Source organism: Rossellomorea sp. NPDC071047 (genome assembly GCF_050270195.1).
GTDB lineage: Bacteria > Bacillota > Bacilli > Bacillales > Bacillaceae_B > Rossellomorea.
Genome location: NZ_JBNNJT010000005.1, coordinates 98,911 through 118,862 on the forward strand (window position 1 = coordinate 98,911; position 19,952 = coordinate 118,862).

At 41.6% G+C, this 19,952-nt stretch carries 24 protein-coding genes; 15 read left to right on the plus strand and 9 right to left on the minus strand.

From position 1 onward, the window contains the following. The first annotated feature begins 298 nt into the window (after nucleotides 1-298). The 8 genes from sigY to ACQKFO_RS17135 all read left to right on the plus strand — a co-directional run bounded on the left by sigY (nucleotide 299) and on the right by ACQKFO_RS17135 (nucleotide 7,066). Nucleotides 299-838 (plus strand): RNA polymerase sigma factor SigY, encoded by a 540-nt coding sequence (gene sigY / locus ACQKFO_RS17100; RefSeq protein ID WP_427600077.1) that lies wholly within the window; start codon nucleotides 299-301, stop codon nucleotides 836-838. Further along, nucleotides 816-1,136: a YxlC family protein gene (locus ACQKFO_RS17105; protein WP_427600078.1), complete on the plus strand. Its 321-nt coding sequence runs from the start codon at nucleotides 816-818 to the stop codon at nucleotides 1,134-1,136. Before sigY ends, ACQKFO_RS17105 begins: the two co-directional genes overlap by 23 nt. Further along, nucleotides 1,133-1,345: a sigmaY antisigma factor component gene (locus ACQKFO_RS17110; protein ID WP_427600079.1), complete on the plus strand. Its 213-nt coding sequence runs from the start codon at nucleotides 1,133-1,135 to the stop codon at nucleotides 1,343-1,345. Before ACQKFO_RS17105 ends, ACQKFO_RS17110 begins: the two co-directional genes overlap by 4 nt. After that, on the plus strand, nucleotides 1,342-1,656 hold the full coding sequence (locus tag ACQKFO_RS17115; RefSeq protein ID WP_427600080.1) for a YbjQ family protein: 315 nt from the start codon (nucleotides 1,342-1,344) through the stop codon (nucleotides 1,654-1,656). The genes ACQKFO_RS17110 and ACQKFO_RS17115 overlap by 4 nt, the downstream gene beginning before the upstream one ends. A 548-nt stretch (nucleotides 1,657-2,204) precedes the next feature. Further along, nucleotides 2,205-3,962, plus strand: coding sequence for an ABC transporter ATP-binding protein (locus ACQKFO_RS17120; RefSeq protein WP_427600081.1), 1,758 nt, complete (start codon nucleotides 2,205-2,207; stop codon nucleotides 3,960-3,962). After that, nucleotides 3,959-5,977 (plus strand): ABC transporter ATP-binding protein, encoded by a 2,019-nt coding sequence (locus ACQKFO_RS17125; protein WP_427600082.1) that lies wholly within the window; start codon nucleotides 3,959-3,961, stop codon nucleotides 5,975-5,977. Before ACQKFO_RS17120 ends, ACQKFO_RS17125 begins: the two co-directional genes overlap by 4 nt. A 217-nt stretch (nucleotides 5,978-6,194) precedes the next feature. Continuing rightward, nucleotides 6,195-6,575, plus strand: coding sequence for a hypothetical protein (locus ACQKFO_RS17130; RefSeq protein WP_427600083.1), 381 nt, complete (start codon nucleotides 6,195-6,197; stop codon nucleotides 6,573-6,575). After that, the gene (locus ACQKFO_RS17135) at nucleotides 6,572-7,066 is read left to right on the plus strand and encodes a hypothetical protein (RefSeq protein ID WP_427600084.1); all 495 of its coding nucleotides are present in this window, start codon (nucleotides 6,572-6,574) and stop codon (nucleotides 7,064-7,066) included. Before ACQKFO_RS17130 ends, ACQKFO_RS17135 begins: the two co-directional genes overlap by 4 nt. Before the next feature lie 76 nt (nucleotides 7,067-7,142). Here the strand turns inward: ACQKFO_RS17135 and ACQKFO_RS17140 are convergent, their stop codons facing one another. Then, entirely contained in the window at nucleotides 7,143-7,751 is a 609-nt protein-coding gene (locus tag ACQKFO_RS17140; protein ID WP_427600085.1) for an NAD(P)-dependent oxidoreductase, read from the minus strand. A gap of 207 nt (nucleotides 7,752-7,958) precedes the next feature. Between ACQKFO_RS17140 and ACQKFO_RS17145 the strand changes: the two genes are divergently transcribed. The 4 genes from ACQKFO_RS17145 to fumC all read left to right on the plus strand — a co-directional run bounded on the left by ACQKFO_RS17145 (nucleotide 7,959) and on the right by fumC (nucleotide 11,756). Continuing rightward, nucleotides 7,959-8,783 (plus strand): transporter substrate-binding domain-containing protein, encoded by an 825-nt coding sequence (locus ACQKFO_RS17145; protein WP_427600086.1) that lies wholly within the window; start codon nucleotides 7,959-7,961, stop codon nucleotides 8,781-8,783. Continuing rightward, nucleotides 8,767-9,462 (plus strand): amino acid ABC transporter permease, encoded by a 696-nt coding sequence (locus ACQKFO_RS17150; RefSeq protein WP_113971234.1) that lies wholly within the window; start codon nucleotides 8,767-8,769, stop codon nucleotides 9,460-9,462. The genes ACQKFO_RS17145 and ACQKFO_RS17150 overlap by 17 nt, the downstream gene beginning before the upstream one ends. Before the next feature lie 18 nt (nucleotides 9,463-9,480). Next, the gene (locus ACQKFO_RS17155; protein ID WP_427600087.1) at nucleotides 9,481-10,215 is read left to right on the plus strand and encodes an amino acid ABC transporter ATP-binding protein; all 735 of its coding nucleotides are present in this window, start codon (nucleotides 9,481-9,483) and stop codon (nucleotides 10,213-10,215) included. A 155-nt stretch (nucleotides 10,216-10,370) separates the two neighbouring features. Then, nucleotides 10,371-11,756: a class II fumarate hydratase gene (gene fumC, locus ACQKFO_RS17160; RefSeq protein ID WP_427600088.1), complete on the plus strand. Its 1,386-nt coding sequence runs from the start codon at nucleotides 10,371-10,373 to the stop codon at nucleotides 11,754-11,756. 96 nt (nucleotides 11,757-11,852) lie between these two features. Here the strand turns inward: fumC and ACQKFO_RS17165 are convergent, their stop codons facing one another. Then, nucleotides 11,853-12,071, minus strand: a complete 219-nt coding sequence (locus tag ACQKFO_RS17165) for an alpha/beta-type small acid-soluble spore protein (protein WP_034763234.1) — start codon at nucleotides 12,069-12,071, stop codon at nucleotides 11,853-11,855. A 296-nt stretch (nucleotides 12,072-12,367) separates the two neighbouring features. Between ACQKFO_RS17165 and ACQKFO_RS17170 the strand changes: the two genes are divergently transcribed. Beyond that, nucleotides 12,368-12,619, plus strand: coding sequence for a hypothetical protein (locus tag ACQKFO_RS17170; RefSeq protein WP_427600089.1), 252 nt, complete (start codon nucleotides 12,368-12,370; stop codon nucleotides 12,617-12,619). A gap of 60 nt (nucleotides 12,620-12,679) precedes the next feature. Here ACQKFO_RS17170 and ACQKFO_RS17175 read toward each other — a convergent pair whose 3' ends face one another. After that, nucleotides 12,680-13,777, minus strand: coding sequence for an ABC transporter ATP-binding protein (locus ACQKFO_RS17175; RefSeq protein WP_427600090.1), 1,098 nt, complete (start codon nucleotides 13,775-13,777; stop codon nucleotides 12,680-12,682). A gap of 97 nt (nucleotides 13,778-13,874) precedes the next feature. After that, nucleotides 13,875-14,789 (minus strand): PucR family transcriptional regulator, encoded by a 915-nt coding sequence (locus tag ACQKFO_RS17180; protein ID WP_427600091.1) that lies wholly within the window; start codon nucleotides 14,787-14,789, stop codon nucleotides 13,875-13,877. A gap of 149 nt (nucleotides 14,790-14,938) precedes the next feature. On the opposite strand from ACQKFO_RS17180, the gene ACQKFO_RS17185 reads away from it, so the two are divergent. After that, the gene (locus ACQKFO_RS17185; RefSeq protein WP_148968325.1) at nucleotides 14,939-15,199 is read left to right on the plus strand and encodes a metal-sensitive transcriptional regulator; all 261 of its coding nucleotides are present in this window, start codon (nucleotides 14,939-14,941) and stop codon (nucleotides 15,197-15,199) included. Between the two features lie 61 nt (nucleotides 15,200-15,260). On the opposite strand, the gene ACQKFO_RS17190 is transcribed toward ACQKFO_RS17185, so the two are convergent. Both ACQKFO_RS17190 and ACQKFO_RS17195 read right to left on the minus strand, forming a co-directional pair. Continuing rightward, nucleotides 15,261-15,440 carry a hypothetical protein gene (locus tag ACQKFO_RS17190; protein ID WP_427600092.1) on the minus strand — a complete coding sequence of 60 codons (180 nt, stop codon included), beginning with the start codon at nucleotides 15,438-15,440 and terminating at the stop codon, nucleotides 15,261-15,263. Between the two features lie 97 nt (nucleotides 15,441-15,537). Then, nucleotides 15,538-15,747, minus strand: coding sequence for a YheE family protein (locus ACQKFO_RS17195; protein WP_427600093.1), 210 nt, complete (start codon nucleotides 15,745-15,747; stop codon nucleotides 15,538-15,540). A gap of 126 nt (nucleotides 15,748-15,873) precedes the next feature. On the opposite strand from ACQKFO_RS17195, the gene ACQKFO_RS17200 reads away from it, so the two are divergent. Continuing rightward, nucleotides 15,874-16,272 carry a ferritin-like domain-containing protein gene (locus ACQKFO_RS17200; RefSeq protein WP_427600094.1) on the plus strand — a complete coding sequence of 133 codons (399 nt, stop codon included), beginning with the start codon at nucleotides 15,874-15,876 and terminating at the stop codon, nucleotides 16,270-16,272. A 27-nt stretch (nucleotides 16,273-16,299) separates the two neighbouring features. On the opposite strand, the gene ACQKFO_RS17205 is transcribed toward ACQKFO_RS17200, so the two are convergent. The 3 genes from ACQKFO_RS17205 to ACQKFO_RS17215 are packed head-to-tail and all read right to left on the minus strand — an operon-like array spanning nucleotide 16,300 to nucleotide 19,951. After that, entirely contained in the window at nucleotides 16,300-17,493 is a 1,194-nt protein-coding gene (locus ACQKFO_RS17205; protein WP_427600095.1) for a YheC/YheD family protein, read from the minus strand. Further along, nucleotides 17,490-18,863 (minus strand): YheC/YheD family protein, encoded by a 1,374-nt coding sequence (locus ACQKFO_RS17210; protein ID WP_427600096.1) that lies wholly within the window; start codon nucleotides 18,861-18,863, stop codon nucleotides 17,490-17,492. The genes ACQKFO_RS17205 and ACQKFO_RS17210 overlap by 4 nt, the downstream gene beginning before the upstream one ends. Next, nucleotides 18,863-19,951 (minus strand): YheC/YheD family protein, encoded by a 1,089-nt coding sequence (locus ACQKFO_RS17215; protein ID WP_427600097.1) that lies wholly within the window; start codon nucleotides 19,949-19,951, stop codon nucleotides 18,863-18,865. The genes ACQKFO_RS17210 and ACQKFO_RS17215 overlap by 1 nt, the downstream gene beginning before the upstream one ends. Nucleotide 19,952 lies beyond the last annotated feature (1 nt).

A 19,952-nucleotide genomic window follows, 5' to 3' on the forward strand; every position in this document is an offset into this window, starting at 1 on the left:
TGCCTTTTTGGCAGACTTGGCTTATGACCTCGAGCCCCTAAGCCCCGTAGCTGGACAGGTGAGACCCCGGAGGCGCAGCCGAGGAGGCTCACCGCCAGCCCCGCGGAAAGCGAGCATCCTGCAGCGGAAATCAACTATTACTTTCTCCTCTACAATAGCAACAAACTTTAAGAAAAGAGCCTTTGAAAAGAATGAAAGTATTTCAAAAAAAGTATAATGATTTTATGAACGATTTTTCCTGTTTGTGCGTCTTATAAATGAACTCGCAGGCTGGGGTGGAAAGAAAGGACAGTAAAGGATGGAAGAGAGAGATCTGATCAAACGGGCGAAAAAAGGGAATCACGAAGCCTTTGCCATTCTTTTTCAAGAACATTATCCTTTTCTAGTAAAGTACTTAATGAAAGTGACAATGAATCGGGATCAGGCAGAGGAGCTTGCACAGGATACAATGGCAAAATGTGTTGAGAAGATTCATCAATACAACGGGAAATCAAAATTCTCATCATGGCTCATTTCCATCGCAACCAATCGTTATATTGATCTTCAGCGTAAAAAGAAAAGGGAACAGAACTGGCAAAATGAAGAAGTGAACGTTAGAAAATTAAAATGGGAGATGGAGTCAAAGAATGAAGAATGGAATGATGTGCTGGCAGCCTTGTCTACACTATCGGAGGATATCAGGCTCCCTATCATTCTGAAACATTACTACGGTTATTCCTATGAAGAGATTGGACAAATGACTGATGTGCCACCCGGGACAGTAAAATCGCGGGTTCATCATGGGATCATCCGGCTGAGGAAGGAGTTGAAAATAGATGAACAACCATCAGGAACATAACGATGAATTAAAGAAATTACTGGAGGACGGATTCCAGTCAATCGATGAAGACATTGACGAGAGCATCCCGTCCCTGCAGTGGTTTAAGCAATTAGTAGAAGACCGGCAAGTTGAGCTGAAAGCCAGGTTTAAGAGGGATATCACCATCTTTCTTCTTCTGGCCTGTTGTATCCTGACTGTGTTTTCCCTTACATTATTTCAAATGCCAATTCTATTTCTTCTCCTTCAAGTTGCCATCTTTGTCGGAGCCTCGATTTTTACTGCGATAACATACACGAAAAAGGTGAAAAGGATATGACAAAAGAAGAGCTCTATATTTTACCCCTTGTCATTCCGATCCTTCTGACTCAAAGCATTTACCTGTTTCTTGATGCCCGTAAGAACGGACATAACTATTGGTTCTGGGGGATATGGGGATTGATTCAGTGTCCATTTCCACTCATTTTCTATTTCATATTTGCAAAGAAGATTTGGAGAAAATTCAAGGCGGGGGAGAGGGGATCATGATTATAGTGACAACCGATTTTGTACCAGGTAAGGATGTAAAAGAATTAAAAGGATTTGTAAGGGGAAGCACCGTCCAAGCAAAGCATATTGGCAAAGATATCATTGCCGGTCTTAAGACCATTATTGGCGGAGAAATAAGTGAATACAGTGAGTTGATGGAGGAAGCAAGAAAACAAGCGATTGATCGTATGATGGAAGAAGCTTCTCAAAAAGGAGCAAATGCGGTTATTGCCGTTCGTTTAGAAACCTCGGCCGTCATGCAAAACGCTTCTGAAATTATTGCTTACGGTACGGCTGTAGTTGTGGAATAATTCTGCTATGGTGGTTCACTTATATTGGTGAAAAACATATAGTGTATAGAAAATTATCAATAAAAATAATATTGACACAATTCTCGGCGTGTAGTATGGTTATTAATGGAATAAATAATAAAAATGAATGGAGGGTTTGTGATGATGAAAGTGTATACAATTCATGGAGTACCAGCATTGTGCAATGCCAATTTCATATCATCACATAACCAGTAACTCCTTAATCATTCTGTCATACGAATATTAATGGCACAGGTTATGCATATAATCTGTGCCTTTTTATGTCCAAAAACAAAGACGGACGTTTTTAAGGCGCAACAGATCGATAGGAATTGGGAACGAATCCCTATCGGATCTTGTGATAAGAGCCTTAGGCGTCTGTCTTTTTATTGTTTAGGTGTACCAAGGACCATCCTTGATCACATATAAAAAACCTAATTTCATAAGGAGGAAAAGAATATGTTGCTCATTCAAATGAAGAAGATGATGTCTGCTGTGGAGACAGAAGGCGGATAGTGAAGAAAGTCAACAAGAGGAGGTAGTGTGGAATGTTTAGTATTTTTAAGAAATTATCGTGGTTTTTTATTGAAAATTGGAAGAGATATACGGTTGCGATCGTTCTATTGACGATTGTCGGAATCCTTGATGTGATTCCTCCAAAACTTGTAGGGAATGCCATTGATGACATTCATCTGGGTGCGATGACGTGGGAAGTCGTAGGGAAATATCTTTGGCTGATCGCCGGAATCGCCCTCATTTCGTACGCAATGACGTATGTATGGATGTATCAATTATTTGGCGGAGCGTTTCTAGTTGAACGGAAGCTTCGCGGAAAATTCATGGGACATTTATTAAAGATGACTCCGACTTTTTTTGAAAAGAATCGTACGGGAGACTTAATGGCAAGGGCAACGAATGACCTGAAGGCCATCTCGGTCACAGCCGGTTTCGGAGTATTGACACTTATTGATTCCAGTATCTTTATGTTAACGATCCTTTTTACAATGGGATTTCTTATCAGCTGGAAACTGACTTTCGCGGCGATATTACCGCTTCCGATCATGGCTATGTTGATGAAGGTGTACGGTGCGAGAATTCATAAGCGATTCACGGAAGCCCAGGATTCATTCGGTGACATGAACGATAGAGTGCTCGAGTCGATTGCAGGTGTCCGTGTCATTCGAGCGTATGTACAGGAAAGAGCGGATGAGAAGCGTTTCGCTGATATGACTGAAGACGTCTATAACAAGAATATTGGTGTGGCAAAGATTGATTCCCTCTTTGAACCAACAATAAAAGTCCTTGTCGGGTTGAGCTATTTAATCGGGCTTGGTTATGGAGCATATCTGGTGTTTCATCAATCGATCACATTAGGAGAGCTCGTTTCCTTTAACGTGTACCTCGGGATGCTGATTTGGCCGATGTTTGCCATCGGGGAGTTGATCAATATCATGCAGCGCGGGAATGCATCACTTGACCGGGTTCAAGAGACTCTTGATTATGTGCAGGACGTCCAGGATTCTGATAATCCTAAACGGATAGATTCTCCTGATCAAATCGGATTTAAGGATGTGGACTTTCAATATCCGACTTCACAGGTGTTGAATCTGTCCAGTATCAATCTTAATATCCATCGGGGAGGCACTCTTGGAATCGTCGGGAAGACAGGAAGCGGAAAAACGACTCTTATCAAGCAGCTCCTCCGTGAATACCCTGCCGGAAAAGGGAATTTATCCATTGGAGGGGTCCCGATCAGTGAATTGACCATCCAGCAGGTTAGGGATTGGATCGGTTATGTGCCCCAGGATCATGTCCTTTTCTCAAGGACCGTTAGAGAAAATATTCTGTTCGGAAGACATGATGCGACTGAACAAGACCTGGAACAAGCCATTGAACTGGCTGATTTCAAAAAGGATCTTGAAATGCTTCCTGATGGATTGACCACTCTTGTAGGAGAAAAGGGTGTGGCTCTTTCAGGTGGTCAGAAGCAGCGGATTTCGATTGCCCGGGCACTGATCAAAAATCCGGAAATCCTGATTCTGGATGACTCGCTTTCGGCTGTTGATGCGAAAACAGAAGCGAAGATCATTGACAATATACGAAAAGAACGTGAAGGAAAAACAACGATTATTACGACTCATCGTCTCTCCGCAGTTCAGCATGCAGACTGGATTATCGTATTTGAAGATGGGAAAGTGGTAGAAGAAGGGGTACATGAACGACTCCTTGAAAACGGTGGCTGGTATAAAGAACAGTTCGACCGCCAACAAGTTGAGGATTCCTCACGCGAGGAGGTGAGCGCATGAATGTCGGAAGAAGACTAACCGAATATGCCCTTATTTATAAAAAAATCATCATTGCTGCTCTCTTGATGCTTAGTGTGTCAGTAGCAGCAGAACTTGCAGGTCCTTTTATTGCGAAGAAACTGATCGATGATCATATTCTTGGAATTGAATCCACCTGGTATGAAACGGTAGAAGGGAAAGAAGCTGTATCCTATAAGGGGAAATGGTATAAACGTGATCAATATTTTTCAGAAGGTGAAACGAGAAAGGATGATATCCGTATCTTACAGGTCGGGAGAGAGTTTTATTTCGTTCCTTCCACCGTCTCCTTTGACGGAGAAAGGTCTGTCAAGTCAGGTGAAATGACGATCACGAAAGGGGATGAGTCGGCAACTTATCCCGCCGAGAAGTTGACCGGAGATGAACTGCTGCGTTTTTATAATCCTGAGATCCCGAAGATCATTCAATTGATTGCCTTTTATTTTGGGCTGCTTGTAGTCGCTGCCTTTTTCCAATACGGCCAGCGCTACTATTTACAAAAGGCGGCAAACCGGGTCATCCAGAAAATGCGTAATGATGTGTTCCAGCATATTCAGAAACTGCCGATCCGCTATTTTGATAATCTGCCGGCAGGAAAGGTCGTAGCGAGGATCACAAACGACACCGAAGCGATCAGGGATCTGTATGTAACTGTTTTATCTACTTTTTTCTCCAGCACGATTTACATTATTGGAATATACATCGCACTCTTTATACTTGATGCAAAATTAGCAGCCATTTGTTTGATCTTGATTCCGATCCTGGTTGTATGGACGTATCTGTACCGTATCTATGCGTCTAAATACAACCATATCATCAGGTCGAAAGTGAGTGATATCAATGCCATGATCAATGAGTCGATCCAGGGCATGAACATCATTCAGGCTTTCAGCAGAGAAAAGAAAACGAACGAAGAATTCGAAGAGTTGAACGAAACACATTTCAAGTATCAAAATAAACTCTTGAGCTTGAATTCGATGACATCCCACAATCTGGTCGGGGTACTGAGAAACATCACCTTTGTCGCATTCATATGGTATTTCGGAGGCGCTTCAATGGGAGTAGGATCTGTTGTCACATTAGGAGTGCTCTATGCCTTCGTTGATTACATCAACCGGTTGTTCCAGCCTGTGACAGGAATCGTCAATCAGCTGGCAAACCTTGAGCAGGCACTAGTGGCAGGTGAACGGGTTTTTCGACTATTAGAAGAAACCGGAACATCGGTTGAAGATGAGAAAATGAGCAGATATGAAGGAAATGTCAGCTTTGAACATGTATTCTTTGGGTACAAGGAAAATGAATATGTTCTGAAGGACATTACGTTTACAGCAAATAAAGGCGAAACCGTAGCCCTGGTCGGACACACGGGTTCAGGTAAGAGCTCAATCATGAATCTATTATTCCGTTTTTACGATAGTAATGAAGGGAAGATCCTGATTGATGGAAAAGACATTGTAGATATTCCCTATCAAACGATTCGGGAGCATATGGGAATTGTCTTGCAGGATCCTTACTTGTTTACGGGAACGATTGCATCCAATGTCAGTCTTGATGATCCAAGGATTTCAAGGGAAAAAGTGGAGGCTGCACTTAAAGCCGTAGGTGCTGAAAAGGTGTTTAAGAACCTTGAGAATGGCTATGATGAACCGGTGATCGAGAAGGGGAGCACCCTTTCTTCAGGGCAGCGTCAACTGATTTCATTTGCCAGGGCTTTGGCCTTTGATCCAGCAATCCTGATTTTGGATGAAGCGACTTCGAGCATTGACACAGAGACGGAAGCCGTCATACAGGAAGCGATGGAAGTCTTGAAAAAGGGAAGAACGACCTTCATCATCGCTCATCGACTTTCTACGATTAAGAATGCCGATCAAATTCTTGTATTGGATCGAGGGGAAATCGTGGAGAGGGGCAATCATGATGAACTGATGAAACGGAAAGGGCGCTATTATCAAATGTATCAGCTCCAGCAGGGTTCACAGGGAGAAATGGCGGGGTAATGGGGAAGGGCATCTGACGATTGGAGTCGGATGCCTTTATCTTTTTTTGGTAGAAAACAGTCTGAGGTACAACCAAATAGCCCCATGATTCATGCATAAATACAATTTCCTGTTAAGAAAACAGGACTTTTGTGGGATTTTGTCGTTTTAAATCGAATTTCTCTCTTAATCAATGTATAATTTAATTGATAAAAAAGTTTCATAAAGGGAGGATCCTATGATGGGATGGGCAATCGCCATTTTATTTGGGACAGCAGTCGTGCTGCTCATTTTATCGTTTATTAAAACGACACAAACCAACTCACAGCTTGAGCAACAAATAGAGCATGTTTCAATTTCAGTACTGAACGAAGTACATGAACTGGAGAAGCAGTTACGGAATATACAATTAGATGCTGAAATTACAGCACAACAGTCCGGGGCAGCACCAGCGGAATCGGAAGAACGGTTTATGCTGCGTGAGATGCTTGACTTACATAAAAGAGGGTATTCCATTGAAAGCATTGCATCCAAAAACCAGCTCACACCGAATGAGGTAGAGCACATGCTTGCTCCATACATGACAAGGAAGACTGAAAGGAGCTTAGTAGCACAATGAGAGTGACGCCTAATTCATTGCGCAGTTTTGCTGCAGGTCTCTTAATCGCAACGACGTCAATCGGTGCCGTGTATATGTTTGGTCCTTCGGAAGCCAAGAGCACTGAGAAAGTTGAAACCGTTAAAACGGAGAAGCTTTCAGAAGAAGAAATGGTGAAACAGCTGACTTCAAACGGCTTTGTCATACATACAGAAGCAGAGTGGAACAAGCAGCTTTCAGCCATGACCGAGAAACAGGAAGAGAAAGTGGAAGATAAGAAAGAGGTAAAAACGGACGATAAGGTCATTTACAAGACCATATTGACTGTTTCTACCGGTATGACAAGTATCGATGTTGGAAATGCCCTGGAAAACGCAAACATCATCAAAGACGGCCTCGACTTCTACAAAGAAGTTGAAAAGCGCGGACTTGAAAATGATTTACGCCCGGGTACTTTCGAAGTAGAAAGCGGAATGACAACAGACGAAATCATATCAACTATATTTAAATAATGGCTAGTAGGGACAGGAGGCTGTCCCTATTTTTTTCGAGTTGGGACAGCCTCCTGTCCACCCCTAGTCCGAACATTTAATAGCAAATCCCCACGCGAGTTCTGATATAGTGATCGTCCTCCAGCTGTTGGTAGATGAAATCCCCTGTATCATACGTGGAGATGCTTTTTCCTTCTTCAGGAAGGACATCAATCTCTGTCCGATATTCCCCAAAGCGCTCTCCATCAGGTAAATAGGTGGGACAAACAATCGTCCAATCCATTTCTGAAGCTTTTAAGATTAAATAGGCTCTTAAATGGTCCTCAGCAGCAGTCGTGCTTCTACGTTTGGATTCATGTGACTGGAATCGATACAGACTGGAATCCTTTCTGGCTTGAAGGATCCCTGCAGTACCACAGGTAATGATTCTTTTTACTCCATGATGTCTCATTGCTTTTAAGATGATGGGCATGCTCCTTGAGAGTACATCATTTTTATCCGTATTCAAGCAGCTGATCACCGCATCACAGCCCCTAATGGTTTTCATTACATCCTCTTCATTCAGAACATCACCAGCAATATCCATACCAGATGCTTGAACATCCATTTCTTTTCTAACCAAGCGATTCACTTTATGTGTAGGCATAGCTTGTTGAAAAACAACAGAACCGACTCGCCCCGTACTTCCGAATAAAGCGATTTTCATTATTATGACCTCCTGTTTACCATTAGAAATAGTTTATCGTAAAATCCTTATTCTTTACATGATTGAGCATATCAGAATCCATACTAATAAGTGTGAAGAATGAAAAAGTCTCGAATTGAAAACTTTTGTATTGACTTATTCCTTGTATCGTTTTATGATGACATTCGTAATAGTTTTAAATCCGATAAGAATAGTGGGGGTTTTACAATGAAAAAATGGAAATTATCCATCATCATGCTAATTGCTTTGTCCATGGTATTAGCTGCGTGTGGTCAATCTAATGATAAAGAAGAATCCAGTGGTGATTCCAAAGAAAGTTCTGAAACATCACTTTACGATCAAGTGATGGAAGAAGGAGAATTACTGGTTGGAACGGAAGGTACATATCCTCCTTTCACATTCCACGACGAATCAGGGGAACTGACTGGATTTGACGTAGAGATTGCCCGTGAAGTAGCAAAGCGCCTTGGCGTGGAAGCTAAATTCCAAGAGACTCAATGGGATGCCATGTTTGAAGGATTGAATTCTAAGCGTTTTGACGTTATTGCAAACCAAGTGGGAATTCGTGAAGATCGCCAGGAGAAATATGATTTCTCAACTCCATATATTGAATCAAGTGCAGTTGTGGTTGTATCGAAAGACAATAAGGATGTAACATCATTTGAAGATATCAAGGGATTGACTTCTGCTCAATCACTGACAAGTAACTACCGCGACATCGCTGAAAAAAATGGTGCAGAAATCCAAGGTGTAGAGGGACTGTCACAATCCATCCAACTCCTTGAACAAGGCAGAGTGGACGTGACAGTGAACGATAAAATCTCAATCCTTGATTATTTAAAGAAACAGCCGAATGCCAATGTCAAAATTGCGGCTGAAGCCGAAGATGCCGGTCAAAGTGGTCTTATGTTCCGTAAAGGTAACGACAAGTTAGTGGAAGAAGTAAATAAAGCGTTAGAGGAAATGAAAGAAGACGGTACGTACAAAGAGATCTCTGAGAAATGGTTCGGAGAAGATGTATCTCCTAAGTAGTATCTACCAGGATCCCGAAGCAATGATTGATATTTTACAAAGCTCCCTGCTTCCAATGCTAGAGGGAGCTTTGTACTATTCTATCCCTCTGACGCTGATTTCTTTTGCTTTAGGAATGATCCTGGCCGTCCTTACAGCCCTTGCCCGATTGTCCAATGTATCGATACTAAGAGGAATTGCACGATTCTATGTATCTGCCATCAGGGGAACACCTTTACTCGTTCAATTGTTCATTATTTTCTATGGCTTACCGACACTTGGAATAAAGTTTGATCCGTTCCCGTCTGCCATCATTGCTTTCTCGTTAAATAAAGGTGCCTACTCCTCTGAAATCGTCCGTGCAGCGATCCAATCGATTCCTAAAGGCCAATGGGAAGCGGGCTATTCAATTGGTATGACGTATTCGCAGGCACTAAAGAGAATCATCCTGCCCCAGGCAACCAGGGTATCCATCCCGCCGCTTTCGAACTCTTTCATTAGTCTGGTGAAGGATACCTCACTTGCTTCTTTAATTCTCGTAACGGAAATGTTCAGAAAAGCACAGGAAATCGCTGCTACAAACTATGAGTTCCTGCTCATGTACATGGAAGCTGCCTTGTTATACTGGATCATTTGCTTTATTTTATCCATCATTCAAGGGCGTATCGAGACAAGACTGGACCGATATATTGCCAAGTAATATTAAAGGAGATTGAATATGATTTCCATCAAAGGATTAACCAAACGATTTGATCAATTAGAAGTATTAAAAGGAATGAATGTAGAAGTAAATAAAGGGCAGGTGATCGTCCTGATCGGCCCATCGGGTTCAGGAAAGACAACCTTCCTGCGTTGCATAAATGCACTGGAATTACCGAATAACGGAATTGTATCAATTGGAGGAACTTCCGTTGATTTCAATAAAAAGGTTTCCAAGCAAGAGCTTATTAAACTTAGACGGAAAACAGGCATGGTGTTCCAAAACTATAATCTGTTTCCCCACATGACCGCATTGGAAAACGTAATGGAAGGACCGACAGTGGTCCAAAGACGCAACAAGTCCGAAACAAAGCAAAAAGCGATCAAATTGCTTGAAAAAGTGGGACTCGGTGACAAAGTGGACTACTATCCATTCCAGCTCTCAGGAGGACAGCAGCAGCGGGTCGGAATCGCAAGAGCATTAGCGATCGAGCCGGAAGTGATGCTTTTCGATGAACCAACCTCAGCACTCGATCCTGAATTGGTAGGTGAGGTGCTAAAGGTGATGAAGGACCTTGCTGAAGAAGGGATGACCATGGTTGTCGTGACTCATGAAATGAGATTTGCCAAAGAAGCAGCCGATAAAGTCATCTTCATGGATGGTGGATATATCGTCGAAGAAGGCTCTCCTCAAGAGGTGTTTGAACACCCTAAGAACGAACGTACGAAACAATTCCTGAACTTAATACAATAAATTGTAAAAGATGAATGAGCCTCATGCTCATTCATTTTTTTTTAGGATTATGGTCATAAAGTTATGTGAGTCTAATAAACTTTTCAGAAAAAGGTTAGATTAACCGGATTAGTGGAAATATGGTAATAGAAGAGACATTTAAGGGAGGAACTAGAATGGAATATCGTATAGAACGTGACACAATCGGAGAAATGAAGGTACCCAAGGAAAAATATTGGGGAGCACAGACGCAGCGAAGTAAAGAAAACTTCCAAATCGGTACAGAGAAAATGCCCATTGAGGTTACATATGCTTTTGCACAGTTAAAGAAAGCAGCGGCCGTCGTCAATCATTCACTTGGTAAGCTATCAGATGCCAAGAAGAGGGCGATTGGACAGGCATGTGATGAAATCCTGGATGGAAAGTGGGACGCCCATTTTCCCCTTGTAGTATGGCAAACAGGAAGCGGTACACAATCCAATATGAACATAAATGAAGTCGTTTCCTATCGTGCCAATGAAATTCTCAAAGATAAAGGATCGGATGAAAAAGTCCATCCCAATGATGATGTAAACATGTCCCAAAGCTCCAATGATACATTCCCTACAGCCATGCACATTGCAGCGTATCAAGAAATCGAATCAAAGCTGTTTCCTGTCATTCAGGAATTCACCGCGACCCTAAGGGAAAAAGAAGACCAATTCAGTGACATTATTAAAATCGGCCGCACTCACCTTCAGGATGCAACACCCTTGACGCTCGGTCAGGAAATCAGCGGATGGCGTGCCATGATGGAGAAATCCTATAGTATGCTGAGAGAAAGCGTACATCAATTAGTCAATCTGGCCATCGGAGGTACGGCTGTCGGTACGGGGATTAACGCCGATCCGGAATTCGGTGACAAAGTGGCAAGTCAATTAGAAGCTCAGACAGGTATCAAGTTTGCCTCATCTGATAATAAGTTTCATGCCTTAACGTCCCACGATGAAATCGTGTACGTACACGGAGCTGTAAAAGCACTGGCAGCAGATCTGATGAAAATAGCCAACGATGTAAGGTGGTTAGCGAGCGGTCCCCGTAGTGGGATTGGCGAGATAACGATACCTGCCAATGAACCAGGAAGCTCGATCATGCCGGGTAAAGTAAATCCGACCCAGAGTGAAGCAGTGACGATGGTAGTGACACAAGTATTTGGGAACGACGCTGCCATCGGGTTTGCCGCCAGCCAAGGAAACTTCGAACTTAATGTATTTAAACCAGTAATCATCTATAACATGCTGCAATCCGTACGACTGCTTACAGATGGAATAAAGTCCTTTAACGATAAGTGTGTAAAAGGACTGGAAGCGAATGTAGAGGTAATAGAAGACTTTGTTCAAAGGTCCCTTATGCTCGTAACAGCATTAAATCCTCATATCGGGTATGAAAAAGCAGCTGAAATAGCCAAGAAAGCTCACAACAATGGCTCTACATTAAAAGAAGCGGCCATCGAATCAGGATACCTGACAGAAGAGGAGTATGATGAGTGGATCGATCCGGCAAGCATGGTTCATAATAAATAATATGAAGCGCCGGCTCCTGCCAGTGTCCCCTCTTTTTATATTAGAAAGCCCCCGGCCAAGGACCGGGGGCTTTATCCATTCATATGAAATTGCTGATTATTTTTGGTACCCGCCACCGATTTGTTGTTCAGCCATTTGAACCAGGCGTTTAGTGATTTCTCCACCTACAGAACCGTTAGCACGAGCTGTAGCATCTGGTCCTAATTGTACGCCAAATTCAGAAGCGATTTCGTACTTCATTTGGTCGATTGCTTGTTGAGCTCCTGGAGCTACTAGTTGGTTAGATGAATTGCTGCGAGATTGTTGCTGTTGCATAATCTGTCATCTCCTTAAAATGTATAAGTTTTTTTTTGGTTGGGTTAGCTGGAGTTGCACCAGCACGCTATTCCATGAGCGGCCATCTTAGTATGGTGTAACCCATCGAGTGGGGTGAGAGAAAGCTTGTTTCTGCCTTGTTAATAGGTATTATGGTTTTTTTGGGGTAATATATTCAATGTGATGACAGGGAATTTATTCCTGTTAAATACCTATAAGTTTTCTACATAAATCACCGTGATTGTAAAAAAGATACCACTATACAATGAATTAGATTGAAAGTATGGTGACACAGCATGAAAGCTTGCGCATTTTGTAATGGGATCGTTGAATACAGGGGACTATGCCAGAAGTGCGGGGACTCTACAACAGATCAGGGAAGATATTATGATTTTTATGATGAGTACAGTGCGTATATGGATATACAGCATGTACAATTAGCCGATGGCATTCCGAATAGCAGCTGCTCTGAAACATGCCTCCATCTATTCACATGCATTCGATGTGGGGAAGAAGAGGGGAAAAGCATAGATTTGACAGAGTTTTAAAGATGTCAAAAATGCCGCACTCGTGAATGAGTGCGGCATTTTTGTAATTAAGTAATTAATTTATCGAATTCTTGATTCGGATTCTGAATCAAAGAAATGAGCTTTGTTCATATCAAAAGCAAGTTCAATTGTTTGACCGGCAGCGATATCTGTACGAGAGTCAACGCGGGCTACAAACTCTTGTCCTTCTAATTGAGAGTAAAGCATTGTTTCAGCACCTGTTAATTCAGATACTTCAATTTTTGCTGTGATCTTAGCTCCTTGTGCAGTATCCAAGAATAGCGGCTCATCATGAATATCCTCAGGACGCACTCCCAGAACGATGCTCTTACCTACATGACCTTGTTCGCGAAGCACTTTCATTTTCCCTTCCGGTACAGAAACTTTGGTATTTCCAATTACGAATTTACCATCTTCAAGGGAGCCATGGAAGAAGTTCATAGCAGGTGATCCAATGAATCCGCCTACGAATACATTTTCAGGCTTATCGTATACTTCTTTAGGAGAACCAACTTGTTGGATGACTCCGTCCTTCATGACAACAATACGTGTTGCCATTGTCATGGCTTCAGTTTGGTCATGTGTTACGTAAATCGTTGTCGTTTGTAAACGTTGGTGAAGCTTGGCGATCTCTGCACGCATTTGCACACGAAGCTTAGCATCAAGATTGGATAAAGGCTCATCCATTAAGAACACTTTCGCATCACGAACGATGGCACGCCCAAGTGCTACACGCTGACGCTGACCACCTGATAATGCTTTCGGTTTACGATCTAGAAGTGCTTCAAGACCAAGGATCTTAGCCGCTTCTTGAACACGGCGGTCAATTTCTTGTTTATCGAATTTACGAAGTTTAAGACCAAAGGCCATATTATCATATACGCTCATGTGTGGGTATAGGGCATAGTTCTGGAAAACCATGGCGATATCTCGGTCTTTTGGTGCCACATCGTTTACGCGCTTTCCATCGATAGAGAAATCCCCTTTAGAAATTTCTTCAAGTCCGGCAATCATACGCAAAGTCGTTGACTTCCCGCAACCTGAAGGTCCTACAAATACGATAAACTCTTTATCTTGAATATGAAGATTAAAGTCATTTACTGCCGTAACCTTACCATCATAAATCTTGTGGATTTTTTCTAATTTTAATTCAGCCATTTTACCTTCTCCTCCTTGAAATGCAATCGTTTTCATCTATAGCCCTATTGTAGAGAAAGCGGATTCAAAACGATATGGTCAACTTGCACAAAGTTCCTTATTCCTTTTTATGCAGGTTGTCAGATTGAAAGTTCAAGCATGCGAAATAGGCTAAAATTCCACCTTGAAATGTTTTTATATCAATATTGGTTTTTTCAATGAACTTATCAATTCGATACTGTACGCTATTCCGGTGCATAAATAGTTTCTTGGCAGTCTGACTGATATTTGATTGATGCTCGAGAAAAGCCTTTACTGTGTGAATCAATTCAGGATCTTCCTGAAAGGTGTCAGCCACCTTTGTGAAAATTTGTTTCTTCCATTCCTGAGGTAAATGATGCAGGGCAAATTCAGGCAGAACCGTCACCACGGATTGAATAAATGCCTGCTTCTGCACCGTTCTGGAGAATGAAAACAATTCCCGCTCATATTTAAAGGTGAGAGGGAATTGTGGAACCTCATGATATTGTCCTATGAAATAAGAAAGACTGACGAAAAAGTCCGACTCAATCACATGGGAAATCGAGAGTAATTGCTCTTCATCCAAATTCCATTCATTTTTCTCTTCGATGAGCAACCCCATATGATCATCCTGCAATACAAGAATCGTGTTGAGGGGTAAAAGATGTTGAAACGCCTCTTTTAATAGAAGCTGGTCCAAACTCTCCTTCATTGAGAATTGAATGATACGGTATTCGCCTGCTATATTAGAAGGCATTGGCCCATTCTTATATAAATAGGTGAACCATTCCATTGAGTTGGGAGAATCATTGATCGATCCGGATGGATTTATGATCTCTTTGAACAAACAGTGCAATAACTCCATTTCCTCTTGAGTGATCTCACTTCTATCAATGCCTATGTATTCATCTTCTGCTTCATTTGTAAACCATATCTTTGTAGCTTCAAGACTGGTTGGATAATGGTTTTGAATGATGGCAGCAGGAAATTTTTTACGTAAAGATGTAAACATGTCATCCCTCTTTGTTCATTATTATAGTAAAAAAGGTTATAATGTCTATTGTACTGAAATAGTAGGATTAAGCAAAGGGTGCATGATTGCAAAAAATCACTAATTTTAATACTATTGAAGAATGAATAAATCATTATGGGGTGTCCTAAATGGAATATACTAAAGAAGTTACGAATCGAATGAAACGTCTTGAAGGTCAAGTGAGAGGCGTGTTGAAAATGATGGAAGAGGAAAAGCACTGTAAGGATGTTGTGACTCAATTATCTGCCGTACGTACTGCCGTTGATCGTACGTTAGGTCTCATCGTTGCGAAAAACCTGGAAGCCTGCATACGTGAATCGGAAGAAGAGGGCATCAATGCAGAAGATGCTATTCAAGAAGCCGTCAATATGCTTGTCAGAAGTCGATAAATACTAAAAGCTGCCGAAGGATCATTTATCCTTTTTGGCAGCTTTTTTGTTTTATTCCATTCTATTTCGGCGGTTCTTCATGTTCCGTGATTTCGATTGCTTCTTCGATGTTGGTTGTGTTTTCCCTCATGTGGACGGAGCCCCCGGACATGCCTTCGTTGATAAAACGGTCCACATCGAGAAATGCTTTTTCTTTTCCTTCGTAATTGGTATCTGGAAGGAATTGTTCATCTTTTTTCATGCTCATCAGCCTCCTTACTTTAGTTTTGGAAAGGAGGCTGAAGTTATGCATAAAGGCTCATTAATTTCTCATTTTCAGGTGAATTATGTACGTTCCATCAATCATAAACGTGGAATAGCATCAGTTCATGGAGCTGCTTCTTAAGGGTGTCTTCCTTATCAGCCGGTGGAGTGGCTCCGGTCCATTCAATTTTACCGTCTTTATGGTAATTCCCTTGATATTTTGTCCCACTGAAGTAAAAGGAAAACATCCAGCCAGGGAGCTGTTTATTTTCGAACATGCTTTTATATTGAAAATGTTGAATCATTTTTCTTCACCTCCACTATTATTGTAAACGTTTTAATACAAGCTGTGTAGGTGTGGGTGTTAAATGTATCATAAATGGAATTCTCCTCTAATAGAATTTACTGAAGAGATAGAGGAGGGACGAAGAATGAATTCGTTTATTCGTGATTTGCAAAAGGCGATCAGTGATGAATGGACAGCCTATTATTTCTATAAAGAATTAAAAGGGCGGACGAATAATCCATTATATGTAGAGTTTATTGAACATGCCCTGAAGGATGAAAAAGTACATTATGAAATGTTCCAATACCTCCATTATTTATTAACGGGAGAGTATTACGAGCATAAGAAGGAGAAGGTAGGGTTTACCACTTTTAAAGAAGGAGTCCTGCGGGCACTGAAGGATGAGCTTGAAGCTGCAGAATTCTATAGGGACATGCTGCTGGAGATTCCGAATCAACAAGCCTATAAACCACTCTTTATTGCCATGACTGATGAAATGGAACATGCTACGAGATTCTCTACTATCTACAATTCATTACGGTAAGAATGACAAAGGTTGAACCACCTGGATTCAACCTTCACTATTTTTAGCACTGAGTGTAAGGAATGTGCGGACAAGCTGTTTTCGGCGTTTGTTTTCAATTTCTTCTTCATCAAAGCTCATGGGCTTTGAATTGATTTCAAATAATACAAATCCCCCATGTTCCCGGGGAGCTAAGTCAATGGAGAACTCTCCGACATAGCCAAAGGATTTAGCAAGCTCTTCCCCACACGTTTGAACAATCTGTGAAATTTCCTTTTTGGTATGAGCGTCTGCGACTTCTTTAAGTGAAATGATCTTCCCACCGGTAGGTACATGAGTGGTGACTTCCTGGCGTTGTGACATGCGGACCCCAATGCCTATTAAACGAAAATCTTCTCCCGTGTGAAGGACTAAAATTCGGAAGTCATAACGATGATCATGCAATGTTTTACAGTCAACGGATTCCTGCATGATCCACTGGTTACTAGTAAACCATTCGCTGTATGATTGAAACAGGCGGGATAGGTTTAAGAACCTCTCCATTTTTTTAATGCTTTTGCAGAGAATACGTCCATTGTCATCGATTTCGATGAGTCGGATGCCTTTTCCTTGCGAAGCGAGAGAGTGTTTCACATATATTTTTTTATGAGAAGTAAGAAAGTTGGCTAAGGACTCTTCATTTGTGACAAGTTCAGTTTGTGGCAGGTACGGATCGAGTTCACGACTTTTGGACAGAAGCTCGTATATTTTCCATTTGTTAAAGAAATGAGGGTTGAAGAAAGGAATTTTATGTTCCCTGATAAAATGGAGAAGCTTTTCATAAGCCTGATTTTGCTCAGCATGCCTCGAGGGAACACGATTGTATATGACGTTTGGAACAGGGAATAGGCATTTCACCCATTTGTTTAGTGGCTGATTGTACATGATTCCGGAAATGGAATCACCGAAAACATCTTGAGGAGAGAAAACAAAACAGATTCCACCTGCCTGTTCAACGTCCTGTTGAATCGATCGAAATAATTCAAAATTCCCCTTGTATTTGTTCCTTTCCTCCTTACTGGCTACGATTCCGATCAGGGGAATCGCAGGAATATTCTTCTGATGGGATGAGATGGTGAAATGATAGCAATCTTTTGAATCCTTGGAAGAAAGCAGAAATGAATTCTTCGCAAACCCATAGGTCTTTATGGATTCTTCCACATGGAAAAAGGTTTTCTTCTCCCGATCATAAAGGATGTTCATGGAAGCATTTCCTCAGGATGATTCAAGCTTTGCTGAGTGAGAAAGATCCCAAATGATAAGGCAAGTTTTCTTGTTAATAAATCAAAGCTCTTCAGATGTGGGTGGGAAAAAATAGACCTTCCCGGCTTAGAGTTTGCTTCGAACATCCAAATTCGATGATTTTCGTCCACTCCGAAGTCAAAGCCGATTTCTCCAATATATCCTTCCAAATTTCGTTCGATGGCATGTGATAGTGTTAACGCTGCGTCCTTTAGAGCACATTCAATAGTTTCTCTCGCCGCTTCGTCCGGGAACAGCTCAGATAAAATTTTTACTTCTCCGCCGTTATTCGCATGGGTGGTCACACTTCCTGATCCTGCAACTTTTCCAGCCATTGCACTTACTTGCCATACTCCATCTTCACCTTTATTCGTATGAACCCTGAAGTCGATTGGCCGGTTATCCTCCTGCAACAGGGAAATTCCCTGCTGGACAATAAAAGTGTCAAGGGTTCGGTGCTTAAAGACCGTGTTGACAAGCTGCTCCAAGGACTTAAATTTCAGTAAGCGATTTTTATGATCTGCATCCCTGAACCGGCAATAATATTCTTCGGAAGAGCGGTTGTACGTAATCTTATGGATGCCGTTGCCCAGACTGCCGTTTTTCGGTTTAAGATAAATGTGATGATAGGTGGCAAGCATTCGTTCCATCTGATCAAATGATTGAAATGAATGTGTTTCCGGCAGAAGATGCTGGACGGAAGAATCGTTTTCCAGTCGTTCAAACAAATCGAGCTTATTAAAAAAACCTGGATTGTACCAGGGAATACCGTATTCGCTCTGTAGTCTCTCTTTGATGCTCTGGTAAGTTTTCCGCTTTTCACTGCGGCGGTTCGGCAGCCTGTCATAGATAACATTTGGAAAAGGAATCTCCTCGATTTCCCAACCTTCTCCAAAGTGAAAATATCCCTTTACGAGTCCGTTCTCCCAATCGATATGACGCTCTCCAAACACATAAGGAATGACTCCAAGGGATGATTGAACAGATAAAAGTTTTTTGAAGAAATGGGAACGCTCACCAATCGGGCTTAAGCTAAAGCTTGTGAATCCTGAGGTGAATATGCCAATGAGCACCCCTGCATATAAACATTCCTCTTTACAAAAGAGAGAAAGGGACTTTACTTTAGAAGGAAGATGTAACTTCCCGGCTAAACCTGAGCTAATGCCAATCACGTTACGTCCATTCGGATGGCGCTTACATACCGCGGATTGCCTTGCAGTTCCAAGGATTACTGTATTAGGGAATTTTTTTTCCTCCAGCTTGAAACCAGAGGGGAGGTATAGAAGGCATTCTTCATCTTGGAATTGTTCTATTTTATACGTTTTAAGCATTAGAAATCACCTCGTCTTAAGGATGTTAGTGATTGTGATGCCAAGAACTCACAATAATCTAATGGAGCATTGTATAAGGATGGCAGTTTCTCAGGTCCAAGTGCATCTACTACTTTATGTCCCGGCTTAGAATTCATATCGAGAATCCACAGTGATTGATCCTCACCAATAATAATATCAACCCCGATTTCAAACAGAGCTGAAAAATGTTCTTCAAGTAGTAAAGGCATTTCTTCCATAATGTCAGTGAGTTCTCCTTCAATATTGTCCCAAGTAGAATCGTGAAGAGTCATCCAATCAATATATGATTTATATGAAGCTCCTCGACTGATATTGGTCAGAATTGCCTGCTGTTCCCCTACACGGATCGCCCGCTGAAATTCTCTCCATTCTCCATTAGCGTTTTTATTCAAAAGAATGCGCAGATCAAAAGGTGCATTCTCTTTCGTCAGATTGAGAATCCGTTTTTGGCAAATGAACGTATGCTGCAGAAGGATTCGATTAACCCACTTAATAAAGATTTCTTTCCTTTGGAAGGATTGTTCCCTGATCCCTTCCTTTTTCGTTGTTCGAACGACTATGCCCCCCTGGCTTTCAACAAGATGATAAATGGCAAATCCATGAGCCCCATCCACTGGTTTGATCATTATATCTTTATGTTCAGTAAGTAGATTAAATAAATGATTTCCGTCGGTAACAAGATATGTTTCGGGAATGTAAGGGGAGATTGGCGTCTTTTTAAGTTTTTCGTAAAGATGCCATTTGTTTGGTAATCCATAACCGAGAAATCGAATGTGTCTCTGGTTCTTTAACCACTGAACGACGGCCTTTGCCTGCTGGGATAGTATATCCTTTTGGTAATACGTACGATCGTAGATATATTCTGGAATTTCAAAGGCTTCATTTTCCCAGGATTGTGATTCTTTATTGAAATAGAATCCATCCACCGTCTCGTTTAAAGGAGAGATTCCTTTGGGGGAGAACAGATAAAGATCAATCGGATAAGAGACGGATTGTTTCGCTATTCCAAGAAAGTAGTTGTTCGTTATTTGTGGAGTAAGGGTCATAATGCCCAATGATTGGTTCATC